At 71.6% G+C, this 16,890-nt stretch carries 12 protein-coding genes; 5 read left to right on the forward strand and 7 right to left on the reverse strand.

Features of this window, described 5'->3' with window-relative positions; all coding sequences use genetic code 11:
- Positions 1 to 13: 13 nt before the first annotated feature.
- Together H030_RS0105965 and H030_RS0105970 are read right to left on the reverse strand one after the other, a co-directional pair.
- A complete protein-coding gene (locus tag H030_RS0105965; RefSeq protein WP_027005452.1) occupies positions 14 to 580 on the reverse strand; it encodes a TetR/AcrR family transcriptional regulator in 567 nt (188 codons plus the stop codon).
- Entirely contained in the window at positions 577 to 2,133 is a 1,557-nt protein-coding gene (locus H030_RS0105970) for a glycerol-3-phosphate dehydrogenase/oxidase (protein WP_027005453.1), read from the reverse strand. The genes H030_RS0105965 and H030_RS0105970 overlap by 4 nt, the downstream gene beginning before the upstream one ends.
- Before the next feature lie 30 nt (positions 2,134 to 2,163).
- On the opposite strand from H030_RS0105970, the gene H030_RS29670 reads away from it, so the two are divergent.
- Complete coding sequence (locus tag H030_RS29670; protein WP_051221828.1) at positions 2,164 to 3,780, forward strand: FAD-binding oxidoreductase; 1,617 nt, start codon at positions 2,164 to 2,166, stop codon at positions 3,778 to 3,780.
- Here the strand turns inward: H030_RS29670 and H030_RS0105980 are convergent.
- Positions 3,713 to 5,110 carry an APC family permease gene (locus tag H030_RS0105980; protein WP_035125906.1) on the reverse strand — a complete coding sequence of 466 codons (1,398 nt, stop codon included), beginning with the start codon at positions 5,108 to 5,110 and terminating at the stop codon, positions 3,713 to 3,715. The two genes, H030_RS29670 and H030_RS0105980, sit on opposite strands and share 68 nt — an antisense overlap.
- A 142-nt stretch (positions 5,111 to 5,252) precedes the next feature.
- Positions 5,253 to 5,933, reverse strand: a complete 681-nt coding sequence (locus H030_RS29675) for a PadR family transcriptional regulator (protein WP_196809016.1) — start codon at positions 5,931 to 5,933, stop codon at positions 5,253 to 5,255.
- A gap of 112 nt (positions 5,934 to 6,045) precedes the next feature.
- Between H030_RS29675 and H030_RS0105990 the strand changes: the two genes are divergently transcribed.
- Positions 6,046 to 6,264, forward strand: coding sequence for a hypothetical protein (locus H030_RS0105990; RefSeq protein WP_027005455.1), 219 nt, complete (start codon positions 6,046 to 6,048; stop codon positions 6,262 to 6,264).
- Positions 6,265 to 6,506: 242 nt separating this feature from the next.
- Here the strand turns inward: H030_RS0105990 and H030_RS0106000 are convergent, their stop codons facing one another.
- Positions 6,507 to 8,081, reverse strand: a complete 1,575-nt coding sequence (locus tag H030_RS0106000; protein ID WP_027005456.1) for an alpha/beta fold hydrolase — start codon at positions 8,079 to 8,081, stop codon at positions 6,507 to 6,509.
- 360 nt (positions 8,082 to 8,441) lie between these two features.
- Here H030_RS0106000 and H030_RS0106005 point away from each other — a divergent pair, with 360 nt between their 5' ends.
- The gene (locus tag H030_RS0106005; RefSeq protein WP_027005457.1) at positions 8,442 to 13,139 is read left to right on the forward strand and encodes an RHS repeat-associated core domain-containing protein; all 4,698 of its coding nucleotides are present in this window, start codon (positions 8,442 to 8,444) and stop codon (positions 13,137 to 13,139) included.
- 264 nt (positions 13,140 to 13,403) lie between these two features.
- Here the strand turns inward: H030_RS0106005 and H030_RS36445 are convergent, their stop codons facing one another.
- Positions 13,404 to 13,820 (reverse strand): FHA domain-containing protein, encoded by a 417-nt coding sequence (locus tag H030_RS36445; protein ID WP_027005458.1) that lies wholly within the window; start codon positions 13,818 to 13,820, stop codon positions 13,404 to 13,406.
- Between the two features lie 109 nt (positions 13,821 to 13,929).
- Here H030_RS36445 and H030_RS39550 point away from each other — a divergent pair, with 109 nt between their 5' ends.
- Together H030_RS39550 and H030_RS0106020 are read left to right on the forward strand one after the other, a co-directional pair.
- Entirely contained in the window at positions 13,930 to 14,190 is a 261-nt protein-coding gene (locus H030_RS39550; RefSeq protein ID WP_027005459.1) for a hypothetical protein, read from the forward strand.
- Positions 14,191 to 14,295: 105 nt separating this feature from the next.
- Positions 14,296 to 16,089 carry a methyl-accepting chemotaxis protein gene (locus H030_RS0106020; RefSeq protein WP_027005460.1) on the forward strand — a complete coding sequence of 598 codons (1,794 nt, stop codon included), beginning with the start codon at positions 14,296 to 14,298 and terminating at the stop codon, positions 16,087 to 16,089.
- Positions 16,090 to 16,250: 161 nt separating this feature from the next.
- Here the strand turns inward: H030_RS0106020 and H030_RS36450 are convergent, their stop codons facing one another.
- The gene (locus H030_RS36450; protein ID WP_155891864.1) at positions 16,251 to 16,844 is read right to left on the reverse strand and encodes a winged helix-turn-helix domain-containing protein; all 594 of its coding nucleotides are present in this window, start codon (positions 16,842 to 16,844) and stop codon (positions 16,251 to 16,253) included.
- Positions 16,845 to 16,890: the final 46 nt, after the last annotated feature.

The following is a 16,890-nucleotide window of genomic DNA, read 5'->3' on the forward strand; positions in this document are numbered from 1 at the left end:
GCGCGACCGGGCGCTAGGGCGTCAGCACCGCGGCGATGATCCGCTCCAGCTCCTCGCGCAGGGCGGTCGGTGAGACGTCCTCCGCGATCGAGCCGGAGAGGACGAAGGACTGCGCGACGAGCAGCAGCGCCTGGGCCATGACGCGGACGTCGCCGGGGCGGATCGAGCCGTCGCGCTGGCCCTCGCCGATCTCGGCGATCAGCAGGCCGACCGCGGCGCGCTGCGTCTCGCCCATCCGGCCGAGCACGTAGGGCAGCAGCAGCTCGGGCTCGGCCTCGATGATCTTGGACATCAACGGGCTGCCCCGGAAGACGTCGACCGAGGCCATGATGTGGCCGAGCACGCGCTCGCGGCCGTCGTCGCCGGGGAGGTCCTTGGCGACCTCGGCCATCGCGGCGCCGAACTCGCGCGTCATCAGGTCGCGCAGGACCGCGTCCACGTCCGGGTAGCGGCGGTAGACCGTCATGCGGCTCACGCCCGCGCGGCGCGCGACGTCGGTCAGCGTGGTGCGCCGGATCCCGAAGTCGAGGACCGAGGCGCGGGTGGCGTCGAGGATGGCTTCCGTGGTCGCGTCGGTCACGCTGCGGAAGCTTGACCACTTTCGGCGAGCAGCGCCTCCACGACTGGACGAGCGTTGTGCCGGTCGGCGTCGACCAGGCCGATCCGGGTGCGGCGGTCGAGGATGTCGTCGGCGTCGAGCGCGCCCTCGTAGGCGGCCGCGTAGAGGATCTCGGCTTGGAGGACGTCGAGGTGGGACAGCACCGGCTGGAGCAGCGACGGGTCGCCCTGGGCGAGTGCGAGCACCTCGGGCGCGAGCGTGCCGTGGCGGTCGACGACGCGGCGCGGCGCGTCGATCTGCGCAAGCTGCGCCCGCGGGGCGGCGCCGACGAGCGGGAGGTCGCGCGTGTGGCAGTCGCCGGCGGCGTTCTGCAGGCCGCCGGCCTCGACCGCCGCGTCGACCGCGTCCTGCGCCATCTGGCGGTAGGTCGTGAGCTTGCCGCCGACGATCGAGACCAGCCCGCCGCCGTGGCGGATCGTCGCGTGCCTGCGTGAGACGTCGGCGGTGCGCGCGTCGTCGGACTCGACCAGCGGGCGCAGGCCCGCGTAGGTCCCGACGACGTCGGCGCGCGTCAGCGGCGTGGCGAGCGTCGCGTTGAGCGTGTCGAGCAAGAACATGATGTCGCTCTCGGGCGCGGTCTGGACGTCCGGGATCGGCCCGGGCTGCTCCTCGTCGGTGATGCCGACGTAGGCCACGCCGGTGCGCTGAGCGATGGCGAAGACCCAGCGGCCGGCCTCGCCCGGGACCGGGAGGATGAGCTGGCCGTTGAGGCCGCCGAGGCGGTCGAGCGGGACGACGAGGTGCGTGCCGCGCGACGGGCGCAGCCTGATGTCGGACGTCGTCTCGCCGGCCCAGACGCCGGTGGCGTTGACGACCGCGCGGGCGGAGACGTCGAACTCGGCGCCGGTCAGCTCGTCGCGCAGGCGGGCGCCGTCGCCGCTGACCTGCACCGCGCTCACGCGCGTCAGGATCCGCGCGCCGTGCAGCGCCGCGGTCCGGGCCAGGCCGACGACCAGCCGCGCGTCGTCCTCGAGCTGCGCGTCGTGGGCGATCATGCCGCCGCGCAAGTTGGTGGTGTCGACGCCGGGGGCGATCGCGAGGATCTCGTCCGGCCGCGCGCGGCGCGCGCGCGGGAGGTCGCGGGCTGAGGTCCCGGCCGCGCGGCGCAGGCCGTCGCCGAGGCGCAGGCCGATGCTCAGCATGCGCGCACCCTTGCCGTCGATCTGCGGCGTGAACGGCGTCGCCTGCGTGATCGGGTGCACGAGGTGCGGCGCGGTCCTGGTCAGCAGTACGTGGCGCTCGCGCGCGGACTCCATCGCGATCCCCCAGGCGCCCTGCGCGAGGTAGCGCAGGCCGCCGTGGACGAGCTTCGAGGAGAACCGCGACGTTCCGTGCGCGAGGTCGCGGCGCTCGACGAGCGCGACGCTCAGGCCGCGCGCGGCGGCGTCGAGCGCGACGCCCGCGCCGGTCACGCCGCCGCCGATGACCAGGAGGTCGAGAGGCTGCCCGCGCGTGTGTTGCAGGGCCTCCAGGTCGGTGGCGCGGCGGGCGGCGTTGAGCGCGTGGTGTGACATTTCGACAGAGAATGTAACATTGCCACGGACATGACGACGACTCGCACCGGTGACTTCGACCCCGCGGCCCGCTGGGCCGCCCCCGACGCCGACGCGGAGCCGCTGGTCTCCGAGTCCACGCGCGGGTTGCTGACGCAGGTCTTCGCGGTCGACGAGGCGGCGTTCGCGGCGGGCTCGCCGGCGGCGGTGGAGCTGGCGGTGGGCGACAGCGCCCTGCCCGAGTCGGCACGCGCGGCGCTGCTCGCGGTCGTCGGCGAGGCCGGGCTGTCGCTCGACGCGCCGGCGCGCGCGGCGCACGCCAACGGGATGTCGTACCTGGACCTGATCCGGCGCAGCGCGGCGCCGCCGGCCGCGCCGGACGCGGTCGTCTCGCCCGCCGATCACGACGAGGTCGGGGCGGTCCTGAGAGCGTGCTCCGAGCACGGCGTGGCGGTCGTGCCGTTCGGCGGCGGGACCTCCGTTGTTGGTGGTGTCGCCCCGGAGCGCGGCGCGTTCGCGGCCGTGATCGCGCTGGACCTCGCGCGGCTGGACCAACTTGTAGGGGTCGACGAGATCTCCTGGACCGCGACGCTCCAGGCCGGCCTGACCGGCCCGCGCGCCGAGGTGCTGCTGGGCGAGCACGGGTTCACGCTCGGCCACGTCCCGCAGTCGTTCGAGCGCGCGACGATCGGCGGCTACGCGGCGACGCGCTCGGCCGGGCAGCTGTCGACCGGCTGGGGCCGCTTCGACGCGCTCGTCGAACATGTACGGGTTGCCACGCCGTCCGGCGACCTCGCGCTCGGGCGCGCGCCGGGCAGCGCCGCGGGGCCGGACCTCAAGCAGCTGGTCCTGGGCTCGGAGGGCGCGTTCGGCGTCGTCACCGAGGTCACGGTCCGGGTCCGGCCGGTCCCGGAGGAGCGGCGCCACGAGGGCTGGCGCGTGGCCGATCTGGCTTCGGGGTTGGAGATCCTGCGGACGCTCGCCCAGCGCGGGCCGCGGCCGGATCTCGCGCGTTTGAGCGACGAGGTCGAGACCGCGATGGGCGTGGCCACGGGCGGCGGTGGGACCGACGACGCCGGCGGCTGCCTGCTGCTGGTCGGCTGGGAGGGCTTCGCGGATGACGTCGCGCGCCGGGCTGACGCGGCGGAGGCGATCCTGCGTGCTGCGGGTGCGACGCCGCTCGGCGCCGAGGCCGCCGCGTCCTGGGAGCACGGGCGCTTCCGCGCGCCGCGCCTGCGCGACGAGCTGCTCGGCACCGGGATGCTGATCGAGACGCTGGAGACCGCGACGTCCTGGCGCGACATCCACGCGCTGCACGACCGCGTCGGCGCGGCGCTGCAGGAGGCGCTGGAGGGTCCGGTCGTCGTGGCGTGCCACGTGTCGCACCTCTACGCGGCGGGCTCGTCGCTGTACTTCACGGTGCTCGCGCGGCGCTCCGAGGACGATCCGGTCGGGCAGTGGTCGGGCGCGAAGGCGGCCGTCATGGACGCGCTGGCGGACTCCGGCGCGACGCTCACGCACCACCATGCTGTAGGCCTTGATCACGCGCCGTGGCTGGGCGCGGAGGACGGCGCGCTGGGCGTCGAGGTGCTGCGGGCGGTCAAGCGTCGGCTGGATCCGGCAGGGGTGCTGAACCCCGGGAAGCTCCTGCCGCCCACCGAGCGATAGGCCAACTCACGAGGCTGAGGCCGAGCGTCCCGGCCGTCCACCAGAAGGCGGTCCAGCCCTCGTCGCGGAACTGCTCGACGGCGGCGAAGACGATCACGCCGACGAGCGGGACCGACATGATGGTGATGCCCAGCGCGCCGCCGGGGATCTTGAACGGGCGCTCGAGGTCCGGGCGCTTGCGGCGCAGGGCGATCAGCGCGGCGAGCTCGAGCAACAACGTGATGTTGGTCAGGAAGACGTCGATCACGACCAAGGTCTGGAACTTGCTCGTGGCGAACAGCGCGTAGATGACGCTGCACAGGACGATCGCGGCGATCGGGGTCCCGAAGCGCTTTGACCGCTTGACCAGCCGGCGCGGGAGGTAGCCGTCCTCGGCCAGGACGAACGGGATCCGGGAGTTCGTCAGCAGCAGGCTGGAGAACAGGCCGGCGGCCGAGGCGAGGCCGCCGATCGTGATCGCGTGGCCCAGCCAGGAGCCGCCGAGCTGCTTGCCGACGCCGACGAAGCTGCCGTCGTCCCAGTCCTGCCAGCCGCCGGCGGCGAGCGCGCCGAGCAGCGGGATCACGTAGGCGGCGACGATCAGCGCGATGGCGTAGAACAACGCGCGCGGGACGTTGCGCTGCGGGTTCTCGACCTCCTCGGTCACCTGGGCGATCGAGTCGAAGCCGCAGTAGTTCCACATGACGATCCACAGGCCCGCGCCGAACGCGCCGACGGCGCCGGTGTGCTCGGGTGTGAACGGGCCGATCGGGTCGACGCCGTGGGAGAACAGCTGCGGGATGCCCCACGCGGCGAGCAGGGCGAACGGCGCCAGCGCGATGACGGTCAAGATGGTGCTGTTGTCGCCGACGGCCTTGGCGCCGCGGAGGTTCAGGAGCGTGAACGGGATCACGACGCAGCCGACGCCGACGAGCCAGTGCAGGTCGAAGTCGAAGCCGGCGATGTGGATCAGGGGCGTGGCGCCGTCGGCGACGCCGGGGATCAGGCCGGCCAGGTAGTCGGCGAACATCACGGGGTAGAGGGCCATGTCGACCCACGAGGTGATCCACCACAACATGCCCTCCTGGTGGCCCCAGAAGTTCCCGAGCCCCTGCTTGACCCAGACGTAGGTGCCGCCCTCGTGGGGGATCGCTGAGCTGAGCTCTGCCGTGAACAGCGCGACCGGGATCGCGTAGATCACGGGGGTCACGAGCAGCAGGACGAAGGCCATGCCGGGGCCGGAGGAGGAGACCAGCGGCTCCAGGCCGTAGGCGCCGCCCGACACGCTGAAGAAGATCAGCGCGACGAGCGGGGTCAGGCGCACCTTGGCGCCGAAGCGGCTCCGCGACATCCCGGGGATGAAACGCGACGCGGCGTGTCGCCCGCAAGGGACGGGGTGTCGGGTACGACGCGCGCCGGGCCGACGATGTGTCGGCCCGGCGCGGGTGCTGCGGATGCTGCGGTGCTGCGGAGGGGAGAGGAGTCAGCAGTCCTTACTGCTCGGGGTCCTGCTGGTCCTGCTGGGTGTCGCCCGCGAGCAGCCGGTAGAGGCTGCGACGGGCGTCCTCGAGGATCGCCTTGGCCTCGCCGAGCTGGCCCTTGCTGCCGGTCTGAGCGACCTGCATCGCGGCCACCGCCAGCGCCTGGGCGGCGTGGCGGAGCTCGTGGAGCTCGTCGTGAGCGCCCTCGCCGACCGTCTCCCACGGGGTGCCCATTCGCTCACGGTTGGTGTCGACGTGGGCGGTGCCCTCGTCGGTCAACGTGAACGACTTGCGCCCGTCGGTCTCGGTCGCGCGGACGAGGCCCTCGTCCTCCAGCTGCGACAGCGCGGGGTAGACCGAGCCGGGGCTCGGGCGCCAGACGCCGCCGCTGCGCTCCTCGATCTCCTGCATCAGGCCGTAGCCGTTGCGCGGCTCCTCGGCCAGGAGCAGGAGGATCGCCGAGCGGATGTCTCCGCGACGCGCACGCCGGCCGCCACGCGGCCCGCGGTGCCCACCGGGCCCGCCGCCGCCGCGGAAGTCACCGGGACCGCCGAAGCCGCCCGGACCGCCGGGGCCCGGGCCGAACCCACGGCCACGGCCCATCATCGCGAAGAGCTCGGGGATGCCGCCACGCTCGTGACGGCCCTTGTGATGGCAGCGCCCAGTTGGCGCTGCGAACGATGCACCAGTCATGTGGTGCTCCTTTCGTCTTTGATCTATCGAACGAACATCACGATATATCGGAAGTGTTCGATTGTCAAAAACCTGGCGCGCACGCGCTCGTCGTGCGGGAACGCGCTTCCGCATGGAGCCGGACGACCTCGCGCTCGCGCTGCAAGCGCGCCTCCTCGCCGCAGGTCTCGGCATCACCAACGTGCCGCCGACCGAGGCGATCCCGGCGGAGGTCATCACGCTGGCGCGCGAAGGCCAGGCGATCGAAGCGATCCGCCGCCTCCGCAAGCTCCGCGGCCTCGGCCTGCTGCAAGCGAAGCGCGTCGTCGACGCGATCCCGGGGCAGGCGTAATGGCTGCTCCTGGCGGGTGCGCGTGACGCCGAGGGCCTCGATCTTCCTTGCGAGCGGCACCGCGCTCATCACGGTCGCCAACGCAACCGAGAGGCACTGGGTGCTCGCGACGATCACCGGGGTCTTCGTTGTCCTACAACTCGCTTACTTCTGGTGGTCGAGGTCGTCGCCGGAAGCCCGCTGACGTGACGCTGCTTCTCGCCTGTTCGATCCGCGATGGCGATTGCAGCCCGCGCGCGGAGCTAGGTGTCGCGGTCGGTGACGGGTGCTGCGAGGGCGTCGGTGATCGCTGCGGTGGCGATGTCCCGGGCCCAGACGCGGTGCAGTGGGTGGTCGATCTGGGGTAGCTCGCGGACGACGAGGCCGTGGTGCTGGGCCTCGGCCAGGCGGATGGCAAGGCGATCGGTGAGGAACTCGAACCCGTCGTCCCCCTCGGCGAACAGGAGCGTGGTCGGGATGCCGGTCGCAGCGAGGTCGTCGAGCCATCGCGCTTCGCGCGGGCGCGAACCGGCGCGGTCCTCTTCGTCCCAGCGGCCGCTGTCGGCGCCGGCGCGGATCGCGGCGATCTCCTCGGTCCGGCGCCGGCGGGTCTCGGTGAGCGTCGCCTCGATCGGGTCGCCGAAGTTCCAGTACATCTGCGGGTTGAGCGCGATCACGCCGTCGACCGGCTCGCGCAGGACCGCCTGCAGCGCCACCCACGCCGACGCGCACAGCCCGACCAGCGTGACGTGACGGTGACCGTCCGCACGCAGGGCGCGGACGAGCGCGATCGTGTCGTCGATCGCGTGCTCGTCGTAGGGACGGCCGGGAGCGCCGCCGTCCGGGCTCTCGCCCCAGCCGCGCCAGTCGGCGCGGACGCAGGTGTGGCCGTCGAGCGCGAGCGTGCGCGCGAGCTCCACCCATGCGCGGCCCGGGCCGACGTGCGGCTCGGAGCCGGTGTTGAGGAAGAGCAGCGTGCGGCCGGTCGGCGCGACGTCGAGCCCGGTCGTGACGATCGCGGCGAGCCCGAGGTCGCCGAGCCGGACCGCCCGCTCCTCGACCTGCCCGTCGCGCCAGGCGAGGGCGGCGGTCGCCGGCGGCGCGTCGGGCGCGTGCTCACCCGCCTGCTCGACCGGCGCCGGTCCGAGCCAGTCGGCGATCGCGCCGACGACCGTCTCGGGGACCGTCGCCTCCTCGGTCGCGGCGTCCAGGGCGGTCTCGCCGCCGTCGACCGCGTGGGCGTCGACCGCGCAGCCGAGCGCGGCGAGGTGGTCGGCGAGCTTCGCATCGGGACGCGCGTCGGCGATCAGGACGCGCGCGGCGGGAGCGGCGCCGGCGTCGAGCGCCGAGAGGGCTCCGGCCTCGGCGAGCGTCTGCGCGCTGAAGACGGTGCCGGCCGCGGCGACGGCCCCGGCGTCGTCGTCCGGGACGGGCTGCGCGAGCATCCGGATCTCCCGCGCCCAGCGGCGCCCGGAGGTCACCGGCGCCCAGAGGGCGAGCGCGTCGAGCCCGAGCGCCGCGCCGTCGAGCACCGCGAGCGTCGCGCCGAGGCGCACGCCGACGACCGTAACCGATGAGCACCCCTGCGCGCGCAGGTCCCCGACCGCCGCGGCGACCCCCGCGCGCCACGCGGCGACGCGACCCGGCTCCCACTGATCGCCCACGCTGTCGCCGGTGCCGTGATGGTCCAGCCGCGCGACGAGATGGCCGGCGGCCGCCAGTCGCTCGGCGAGCGTCCGCAGCGTCCGGTGCGTGCTCCACCACTGGTAGCCCACCGGCGGCACGATCAGCACGCCGCTGCTCGCCCGCCCGCCCGCGGGCGTCGAGCACCACGTCATCAACGGCCCGCCAGGGCTACCGACCCATCGTGCTTGCGCTGCGGGCTGCCGGGCGTTCCGTCCTTCGCCGGTCATCATTTCGTCCTCCCTGACAAGGCCGCGTGCGCATGCTCGCGGTTCGATCAACGCTGCTAACTGTCGAAAATCCGAAGCGACGTACCCGAGGGGCGCACGCGCAAACGCTCTTCAGCGATGGAGCGTCTTTGTCCCGACACGCGATGGTCAGATCCTTGACGACACCCGCCTCTTTGGTGTTCAGTGCTCACCGCGTCCCGTGTGGGGGCGTCCGCGGCCCGCCAGGTCACCGGTCAGTTGCAACAACCGTGGGGGTTGGTCGTGGGCGTTCGGTCGTCTCGTTTCGTGCTGCTCGTATCGCTGCTGGGCGTGATCGCGGCGTGGTGCGTCGCGCTGGTCATGGGCCCGGTCTCGCAGGCCGACGCGCCCCAGGACGCGGCCTCCGTCAGCAGCCCGAACGCGCTCAAGGGCGCCGCGCGTGCATCGGCGGCCGGGACCCACACGGCGCAGCTCTCCGGGCTCGGGACCGAGGTCGTCTCGGATCGCACCGAGCAGTCCAAGACGTTCGAGCGGGCCGACGGCACGCACGTGACGCGCATCTACCCCGAGCCGGTCCACTACCGCGACGGCGACGTGTGGCGGTCGATCGACGACACCCTCGTGGACGCCGGAAGCGGCTACGTCCACCGCACCGCGAACTCCGGCGACGCGCTGATCCCGACGTCGCTCTCCCAGCCGTTCACGGTCAGCAAGGACGGCGCCTGGGTGAGGTTCGCGCTGGTCGGCGCCACCGGCCCGGCGACGGTCGCGGGCGACACCGCGACGTTCCCGGGTGCCGCAGGCGGCGTCGACGCCGCCTACCAGGCCGTCAGCGACGGCCTCAAGGAGACGCTGACGCTCGCGTCGCCCGACGCGCAGCGCGTCTTCGCCTACGACCTCATCGCCAGCGACGGCCTGACGGCGCGGACCGCGAGCGACGGCGCGGTCGAGCTGGTCGACGGCAGCGGGGACGTGCGCTTCCGGTTCGGCGCGCCGGTGGTGTGGGACTCCGCCGCCACGCCGGCGGTGTCGCACGCGTCGGACCTCACGCTCGCCAGGACGGCCGCCGGCTGGCGGTTGACGCTGAGCGTCGACCGGGCCTGGCTCCAAGACCCCGCGCGCAGTTTCCCGGTCACGGTCGATCCCGACGTCTACTGGGCGACCGACTGGACGATGCGCTTCCACGGCGCCCAGCGCGACTGCACGGTCGCCTCGGGCTCGCAGGCGTCGACGTCGTTCTGCGCGGACCCGACGCTGAGGGCCGGCTCGTCGTCCTCGCAGTCCTACAACTCGCTGTTGTACTTCAACCTGAGGTCCGCGATCCCCCAGGACGCGCGCGTCTACGACGCCACGCTCGCCCTCTTCGAGCCGGGCAGCGCCACGCAGTCGTCGTCGAACCTGCGGCTGCGGCCGATCACGAGGAACTGGACCTCGGCGGCGACGTGGAACACCGCGGACGGGACCACCGCGTGGTCCACGCCGGGCGGGGACGTCAGCGCCGCGGCCGGCGACGTGGGTGCGCCGTCCAGCGTCAACCACGAGGGCTACTGGTACTACTTCGCCGCGCCGGTCGCGCCGCTGCAGCGCGCGGTGTGGGGCACGCAGGGCGACTACGGCCTGCAGCTGGCCGCGGACGCCGGGTCGCCGACCCAGGCCTACACCTTCACGTCGACCGACGGCTCGTCGGCGCAGTGGCCGGCGCTGGACGTGTCGTGGCTCCCGGAGCGCGGTGCGCGCGGCTCGTTCACCCGCGACACCCAGCAGCTGTCGGACCGCTCGTCGCTCTCGGTCAACGTCGCCGACGGCGTGCTGACCTACGAGAACGGCGACTTCACGATGCCCGGCACGGCGGGCCACGGTCTCCAGGTCACGCGCCGCTGGGACTCGACGCTCGCGAACGTCTGGACGACCTACGGGCGCGGGTGGGTCGCCAACTACCAGGACGCCGGGCTGCGGGTCGACAACGACAACTCGATCATGCTGTGGGACGAGTCGGGCGCGCACTGGCGCTACGCGCCGGACGGATCCGGGGGCTACAGGACGCCCGACGGCGGCAACGCGCAGCTGTGCAAGGTCGGGGTGACGACCGGCTGCAGCGCCGACTCGGTCGCCAGCGCGGCCTACCGGCTGACCGAGAACCAGTCGGGGCGCAAGTACTACTACTTGGGCTCCGGCTACCTGGCGGGGATCAAGGACCGCAACAACAACACCATCTCGATCGCGATCACCTCCGGGTCCAACAACGTCTTCGCTGGAACCCAGAACCACACGATCACGCAGTCCAAGAACGCCAACAACTTCGTGACGAGCGAGTCCGACGGCACGCGGTCGTGGGGCTTCACGCAGGGCGGGTCGGACAACACGAGGCTCATGTCGGCAACCGACCCGGCGGGCAGGAGCACGTCCTACGACTACACGAGCGACGGGTACCTGTCGAAGATCACCGATCCGCTCGGGAACGTGACCACGATCGACTGGGACACGCCGTCGCTCGGGGCGCGGCGTGTCACGAAGGTGGTCCGGGTCCTGGATCCGGCCGATCCGACCAACCCGGTCAAGAACCCGACCACGACGTACTCCTACGACTTCACCAACCACAGGACCGTCGTGACCGACCCGGTCGGCAACAGCACGACGTCGAGCACGACCGACGGGCAGACGACCTACACCTACAACGAGCAGCTCCAGGTCAACACCGCGGTCGACGCGCTCGGCGAGGAGACCGACACGAGGTACACGCCCAACGGCGACACCGAGACGTTCGGCGACGGCACCGGGACGCAGAACGCGCGGTTGAGCACGCTCACCTACGCCAACACGGGGACCAACCCCACCAACAACACGACCGGAGGCTACACCGGGCTCAGGGATGGTCGGCTTGAGCAGTTCGGCGTCAACTACTGCGGCGATCCGTCGGAGGCCGCCTGCGGCAGCGATGCACTGCAGACCTACCGCCCGACCCGCTACACCGGCTCCAACGGCCAGTTCCAGACGTTCGGCTACGACACCTCCGGCAACCTGACCAACGTCGCCGACGGCGACTCGAGCAGGCCGGCGCAGAACCAGGCGACGCTGAGCTACGACCCGTCCGGGAGCGACACGGTCGCCCGCGACGGCACGTTGCGCTCGGCGACCGACGGCAACGGCAACAGGACGACGTTCGGCTACAACTCGCTGCGGCAGCTGACGTCGATCAACCCGCCGGCGGCCGGGACCAACGGCGTCGTCGGGACGCAGCTGGGGGCCACGGGCATGACCTATGACTCGCTCGGCCGGCTGGCGACGCTGACCGACGGCAAGGGGCAGGTCCACACGTTCTCCTACGACGCGATGGACCACATGACCAAGGATCTGCTGGGCAGCGGCGACTACTTCAGGTACACGTACGACGCCGACGGCAACCTGACGCAGCGCGACGAGAGGAGGGGCGGTACGACGACGACCTCCACCTACGGGTTCGACGCGCTGAACCGCGTGAGCAGCGAGTCGTTCCCGTCCGGGCAGAGCAACACGTACGCCTACACGCTCAACAGCCAGCTCTACACGCTGGCGACGACCGGCGGGACGACGACGTATGGCTATGACGCGATCGACCGCGTGACGTCCATCACCGATCCCAGCAGCGCGGTCGTCAGGTACGCCTACGACGACGGCACGACCGGGGGCACGCCGCGGACGATCACTACGACGATGCCCGGTAGTGCGACCACGACGACGTCGCTCAACCAGTCCGGGCGCCCGACCTCGATCGTCACCAAGAGCTCCGGCGGCACCGTGATCCAGAGCCGCTCGTACGGCTACGGCTGGACCGACGCGTCCGGTGCCCGGGTGGGCGCGCAGGTCAGCTCGATGAGCGACCTCGCCGGCAACGCCACGTCGTACAGGTACGACCAGACCGGTCAGCTGGCCGATGCCAAGAAGGTCAACGGCTCGACGACCGACGAGCTGGCGTGGACGTTCGACAGGGCCTCCAACCGGACGTCGAAGACCCGCAGGCTGACCGGGAGTGCCGACGCGGTCACCAGCTACAAGTACAACAACAACAACCAGCTGTGCTGGACGGTGCCCGGGGGCTCGGCGAACGCCTGCAACAGCACGCCGACGGGCGGGACCGGGTTCACCTACGACGCCGACGGCAACCAGCTGACCGGTGGTCCGGGAGGGTCGTTCGCCTACGACTCGTACAACCGGACGACGGCGATGGGCTCGACCAGCCTCGGCTACCTCTCGCCGACCCAGAACGAGCTGGCGTCCTTCGGCTCGACGTCCATGCAATACACCGCCCTCGGCCTCTCCGCCGAGATCAACGGTACCGCCAAGACCTACATCATCCGCGACCCCTCAGGAAACGCCGTCGCTCAGCGACGCGTTAGCGGAACCACGTTGCAGGGCACCGACTACTACGTGTCCGACAACCTCGGCTCCACGACCGCCCTCCTGACCTCCGGCTCGGTGGCTCGTTCCTGGACCTACGACCCTGACGGCACACCGGCCTCCTCGGGCTCAGGCGCCTCAACCGACCTCCTCTTCGCCGGCGGCCAGTCCCTCTCAAACGGCCTCACCCACTTCGGCGCCCGCTTCTACAACCCGGCCCTCGGCCGCTGGACCCAGCACGACCCCCTCCAGCAGGCTTCCGACCTTACCCAGGCCAACCAGTATGTCTACGCCGGTGGCGACCCGCTTAGCCAGGCTGATCCGACGGGCCTCTACTCATGCGCGGGCGTGACGTTGCCCGTTTGCGATCTCACGTCCGGCATCGACCGAGTGCTCCACCCCGTAAACAAGGCGGCTGGAGGTTGCGTGCGAGGCGCAGCCGTTGGTGCTTTACGGGGTAGCGCGGGCGGCGCAGCTGCCGGATGCGTTTCGGGGGCTATTACCGGCAAGGGGATCGCAGGCAATGTCCTGTACTACGGATGGAGCGAAGGTCTCCGGCCCCTGGCGCGGCTCTACACCTGCTACGGGGCGGAATACGAGGACACGTGTAACGACCTCGGAGGCAAGTGACCTGACTGGGAACAAATAAGCACGTGCGTTCCTTCATTGGCTGTCTAGCGACCGCATGTCTAACGCTCTCCATCCCGGGCGCGGTCATAGTTAAGATCTTCGACTCGGGTCCCTTGTATTACCTGGGGGCAGCGATGATCGGAGGCGGATGCGCTGGCTTCCTCATGTTCACGGCGGGGTACTGGCTGGCGGCGTTGTTCACCGACTCGCCTCCACCTGACCCAAGGGACGAAGAGGCCGATCGACAAGCTTGAGCGAGTGTGGCTACGTGATCGCGCGGTACGTCAACACCACGCGCCCCAGCACCACGACGTCGCCGTCTGACAGGTCGGCTTCGGTCACCCGGCGGCCGTTGACGAAGGTGCCGTTGGCACTCCGGTCGTCGAGCAGTCGCGCTGAGCCGGCGGCTCGTAGGTGGAGGATGGCGTGGCGGCGGGAGACGCTTTGGTCTTCGAGCCGGATGTCGGCGGCGAAGCCGCGGCCGAGGTGCGTGGTGCCGTCGTGGAGCGGCAGCAGGACGCGCTCGCCGGAGTCGGCGTCGTCGAGCTCGAGGTAGCGGCCGGGATCGGGGGCCTCGGAGAGCGGGACCATCTCGCGGCGATTGCGGAAGCCGGTGCGGGGGAGAGCGTCGAGGACGGTGGTGCGGGTGTCCTCGCTGATGGGGAGCGTCGAGGGAGCCATGACGCACAAGCTCCTCCCCGAACCTGAGCAGAACCTCAAGACGAGATGAGAGCCCGCGATGGATCTGGCGCGCGGTCGAGCCGACGCGACCGTTAGCCTCCGACCCTCGATGTCCTCGGAACGACCGCTCACCACGCCCGACGGCCGCCTGGCCCTCCGCCTCCTGGAAGAAGCCGGCAGCAAGGGCCTGTCGGTCGCCGACATGCGCAGGGAGGGCCTGCAGATGCCGGCCCAGGCGCTGTACGAGGTGGAGCTCGCGGGCCACAAGCTGGAGCGCAAGTCCGGCCGGACGCGCCTGCGCCCGCACGACGCGCCGCCGCCCAAGCCGTTCGAGATGCCCCCGAAGGTGAGGGTCCTTCCGCGGTCCTAAGTAGGACGGCGGCGTCCCGGAAGCGCTGCAAAACCGGCGCATCCGGACCCGTCGGTCCCCCAGCCGGGGGATGAACAACGCCGGCATTCGGCCGACCAAGCGGTCATGAGCCTCTCCGTGCGTGGCAAGCTGCTTGCCGCTTTCGCCGCCATGTTCCTGCTGACCGCCGCGATCGGCGGGCTGGCCCTCACCAAGCTCTCGGGCGTCGCCGACGACGTGCACACGCTGGGCCACGCCACGGTGCCGCAGACCGAGGCGATGGGTGAGATCACCACCCTGACCAACAAGATCCGCAAGGACCAGCTGCACTACCTGCTCGTCTACACGAAGGCGGACGCGGCCGGGGTCATCGACGACCTCAAGGGCGACCACGAGGACCTCACCGCGCTCTACGCGAAGTTCAGGCCGAGCGACCCGACCTACAAGCAGGCCATGGCGCTGAAGGCCGCCGTCGCCAGGTACGAGGCGACCGCCGCGCCGTTCCGCAAGCTCCAGGACGGTGGCGATCAGAAGGCCGCCGCCGCCGCGATCGACAACCCGGAGTGGGACAACGTCAAGGCCGCGATGAAGGCCTGGCAGGCCGCGCAGGTCAAGCACGCCAACGACTTCGCCCAGCACAGCCAGGACCGCGCGTCGACCGCCAAGCGCAACATCGTCATCGGCCTGGTCCTCGCGCTGTTCGTCGGGATCGCGCTGGCGCTGGTCATCTCCGGCCGCATGGCCGCCCGCATCAACGCGGTCGTCAAGCGCCTCGCCGCGCTGCGCGACCAGGACACCGCGGACCTCCGCCAGGGCCTGGACCGCTTCGCGCAGGGCGACCTGACCGTCACGGTCGCGCCGACCACCGAGCCGCTGACCGACGCGTCCGGCGACGAGCTCGGCGAGCTGGCCCGCGCGGTCGACTCCGTCCGCGAGTCCACCGGCGCGTCGATCGACGCCTACAACGCGTCGCGTGACGCGCTGGCCGGCCTGATCGGCCAGGTCGCGGGCACCGCGTCCACGGTCTCCGCCGCCTCGCAGCAGATGGCCGCCGTCTCCGAGGAGACCGGCCGCGCCGTCGGCGAGATCGCCAACGCCGTCGCCGAGGTCGCCGCCGGCACCGAGCGCCAGGTGCGCGCGGTCGGCTCGACCAAGCAGCTCACCGAGGACATGGCCGACGCGACCCTCGCCGGCCAGCGCCGCGCGCAGGAGACCGGCGAGGCCGCCCACCGCGCTCGCGACCTCGCCGCCGCCGGCGCCGAGGCCGTGCGCCAGGCGACCGACGCGATGACCGCCGTCCGCGAGGCCTCCTCAGAGGCGACCGGCGCGATCCGCGCGCTGGGCGACAAGTCCGAGGAGATCGGCGGCATCGTCGACACGATCACCCAGATCTCCGAGCAGACCAACCTGCTCGCGCTCAACGCGGCGATCGAGGCCGCCCGCGCCGGCGAGCAGGGCCGCGGCTTCGCGGTCGTCGCCGACGAGGTCCGCAAGCTCGCCGAGGAGTCCCAGCAGGCCGCCGCGTCGATCGCGGGCCTGATCGGCGAGATCGTCAGCGAGACCGGCCGTGCCGTCGAGGTCGTCGAGTCCGGCCAGCGCCGCACCGACGACGGCGCCCACACCGTCGAGCAGGCGCGCGAGTCGTTCGTCGCCATCGGCGGGTCGATCGAGGAGATGACCGACCGCGTCGGCCAGATCGACGAGGCGATCACCCGCATCAACGGCGCCGCCGAGCGCGTCCAGGCCGACATGACCGAGGTCGCCGCGGTGGCCGAGCAGTCGTCTGCGTCGTCCGAGCAGGTCTCGGCCTCGACCGAGGAGACCTCCGCGTCGGCGACCGAGATCGCCACCTCCGCCGAGCAGCTCGCGCGCTCCGCCGTCGAGCTCGAGGAGCTCGTCGGGCGCTTCACGTTGGTCTAGCCGACAGCGACATCCGAATGGTTCGAAGGCCCGCTCCGGCGGGCCTTCGCTTTGAAGAGCTCCACCAGTACGACAGACGCCCCCGGTGGAACTCTTTGCCAGTGGCAAGGAGCCCGCCGAGGGCGTCGTGAAGAACTTCTGAAGTGTGGCGCGTTGCCGCTCTAAGCGGAGGCGCGCCGCGTGCGCTTCATGGGAGTCCTCTTCTTCGTGGACTCCGGGATCTGGTTGCTGAGCGGGACCGACTCGAAGCCGAGCAGGACGACGCCGGCGTCGATCGCGCCCTCGTCGCCGGCCCTGGCGATCCGCTTCTCGGCGTCCGCCGAGATCTTGTCGATCCTCTCCAGGAACTTCGCGGCCTCGGCCGTGATGGCGGCCCAGCCCTTGTCGTCCACGCGCGCGGTCTTGCGCTCGAGGACGGCATCGCTGCGGTCGAACCCGCCGGCCGCGGCCGACGCGTTCGTGTAGTCCTCCAGCATCTTCAGCTGGGAACCGACGGCCGCCTGCTTCGCCACGGGCGAAGCCTTCGACCAGTTCTCCTCCGTGACCTTCGGGCGTGCCTTGGCCTTGTAGTGGTGCTCGACGGCACCACGGACGCGCGTCTCGTCGACGAGCTCGATCAGGCCGAGCTTGTGCAACGTACGCACGTGGTAAGCGGTCGCGCCGAGCGTGGTGCCAAGCCACTGCGACAGCTCGTTGGGGCTGGCCTTGCGCTCCGAGAGCATGGCCATGATCCGGACACGCACGGGATGGCTCATGGCCTTCACGTAGCGCGGATCATCAATGGCGGTGATGGGCTTCACA

This window comes from Conexibacter woesei Iso977N (assembly GCF_000424625.1).
In the GTDB taxonomy this organism is placed as follows: Bacteria; Actinomycetota; Thermoleophilia; order Solirubrobacterales; family Solirubrobacteraceae; genus Baekduia; species Baekduia woesei_A.

What these genes read in the sequence shown, in the direction of transcription:
- H030_RS29670 (WP_051221828.1), top strand. Translation starts at nt 2,164, where the DNA reads ATGACGACGACTCGCACCGGTGACTTCGACCCCGCGGCCCGCTGGGCC.
- H030_RS29675 (WP_196809016.1), bottom strand. Translation starts at nt 5,933, where the DNA reads ATGACTGGTGCATCGTTCGCAGCGCCAACTGGGCGCTGCCATCACAAG.
- H030_RS0105980 (WP_035125906.1), bottom strand. Translation starts at nt 5,110, where the DNA reads ATGTCGCGGAGCCGCTTCGGCGCCAAGGTGCGCCTGACCCCGCTCGTC.
- H030_RS0106020 (WP_027005460.1), top strand. Translation starts at nt 14,296, where the DNA reads ATGAGCCTCTCCGTGCGTGGCAAGCTGCTTGCCGCTTTCGCCGCCATG.
- H030_RS0105970 (WP_027005453.1), bottom strand. Translation starts at nt 2,133, where the DNA reads ATGTCACACCACGCGCTCAACGCCGCCCGCCGCGCCACCGACCTGGAG.
- H030_RS0106000 (WP_027005456.1), bottom strand. Translation starts at nt 8,081, where the DNA reads ATGACGTGGTGCTCGACGCCCGCGGGCGGGCGGGCGAGCAGCGGCGTG.
- H030_RS36445 (WP_027005458.1), bottom strand. Translation starts at nt 13,820, where the DNA reads ATGGCTCCCTCGACGCTCCCCATCAGCGAGGACACCCGCACCACCGTC.
- H030_RS36450 (WP_155891864.1), bottom strand. Translation starts at nt 16,844, where the DNA reads ATGAGCCATCCCGTGCGTGTCCGGATCATGGCCATGCTCTCGGAGCGC.
- H030_RS39550 (WP_027005459.1), top strand. Translation starts at nt 13,930, where the DNA reads ATGTCCTCGGAACGACCGCTCACCACGCCCGACGGCCGCCTGGCCCTC.
- H030_RS0105990 (WP_027005455.1), top strand. Translation starts at nt 6,046, where the DNA reads ATGGAGCCGGACGACCTCGCGCTCGCGCTGCAAGCGCGCCTCCTCGCC.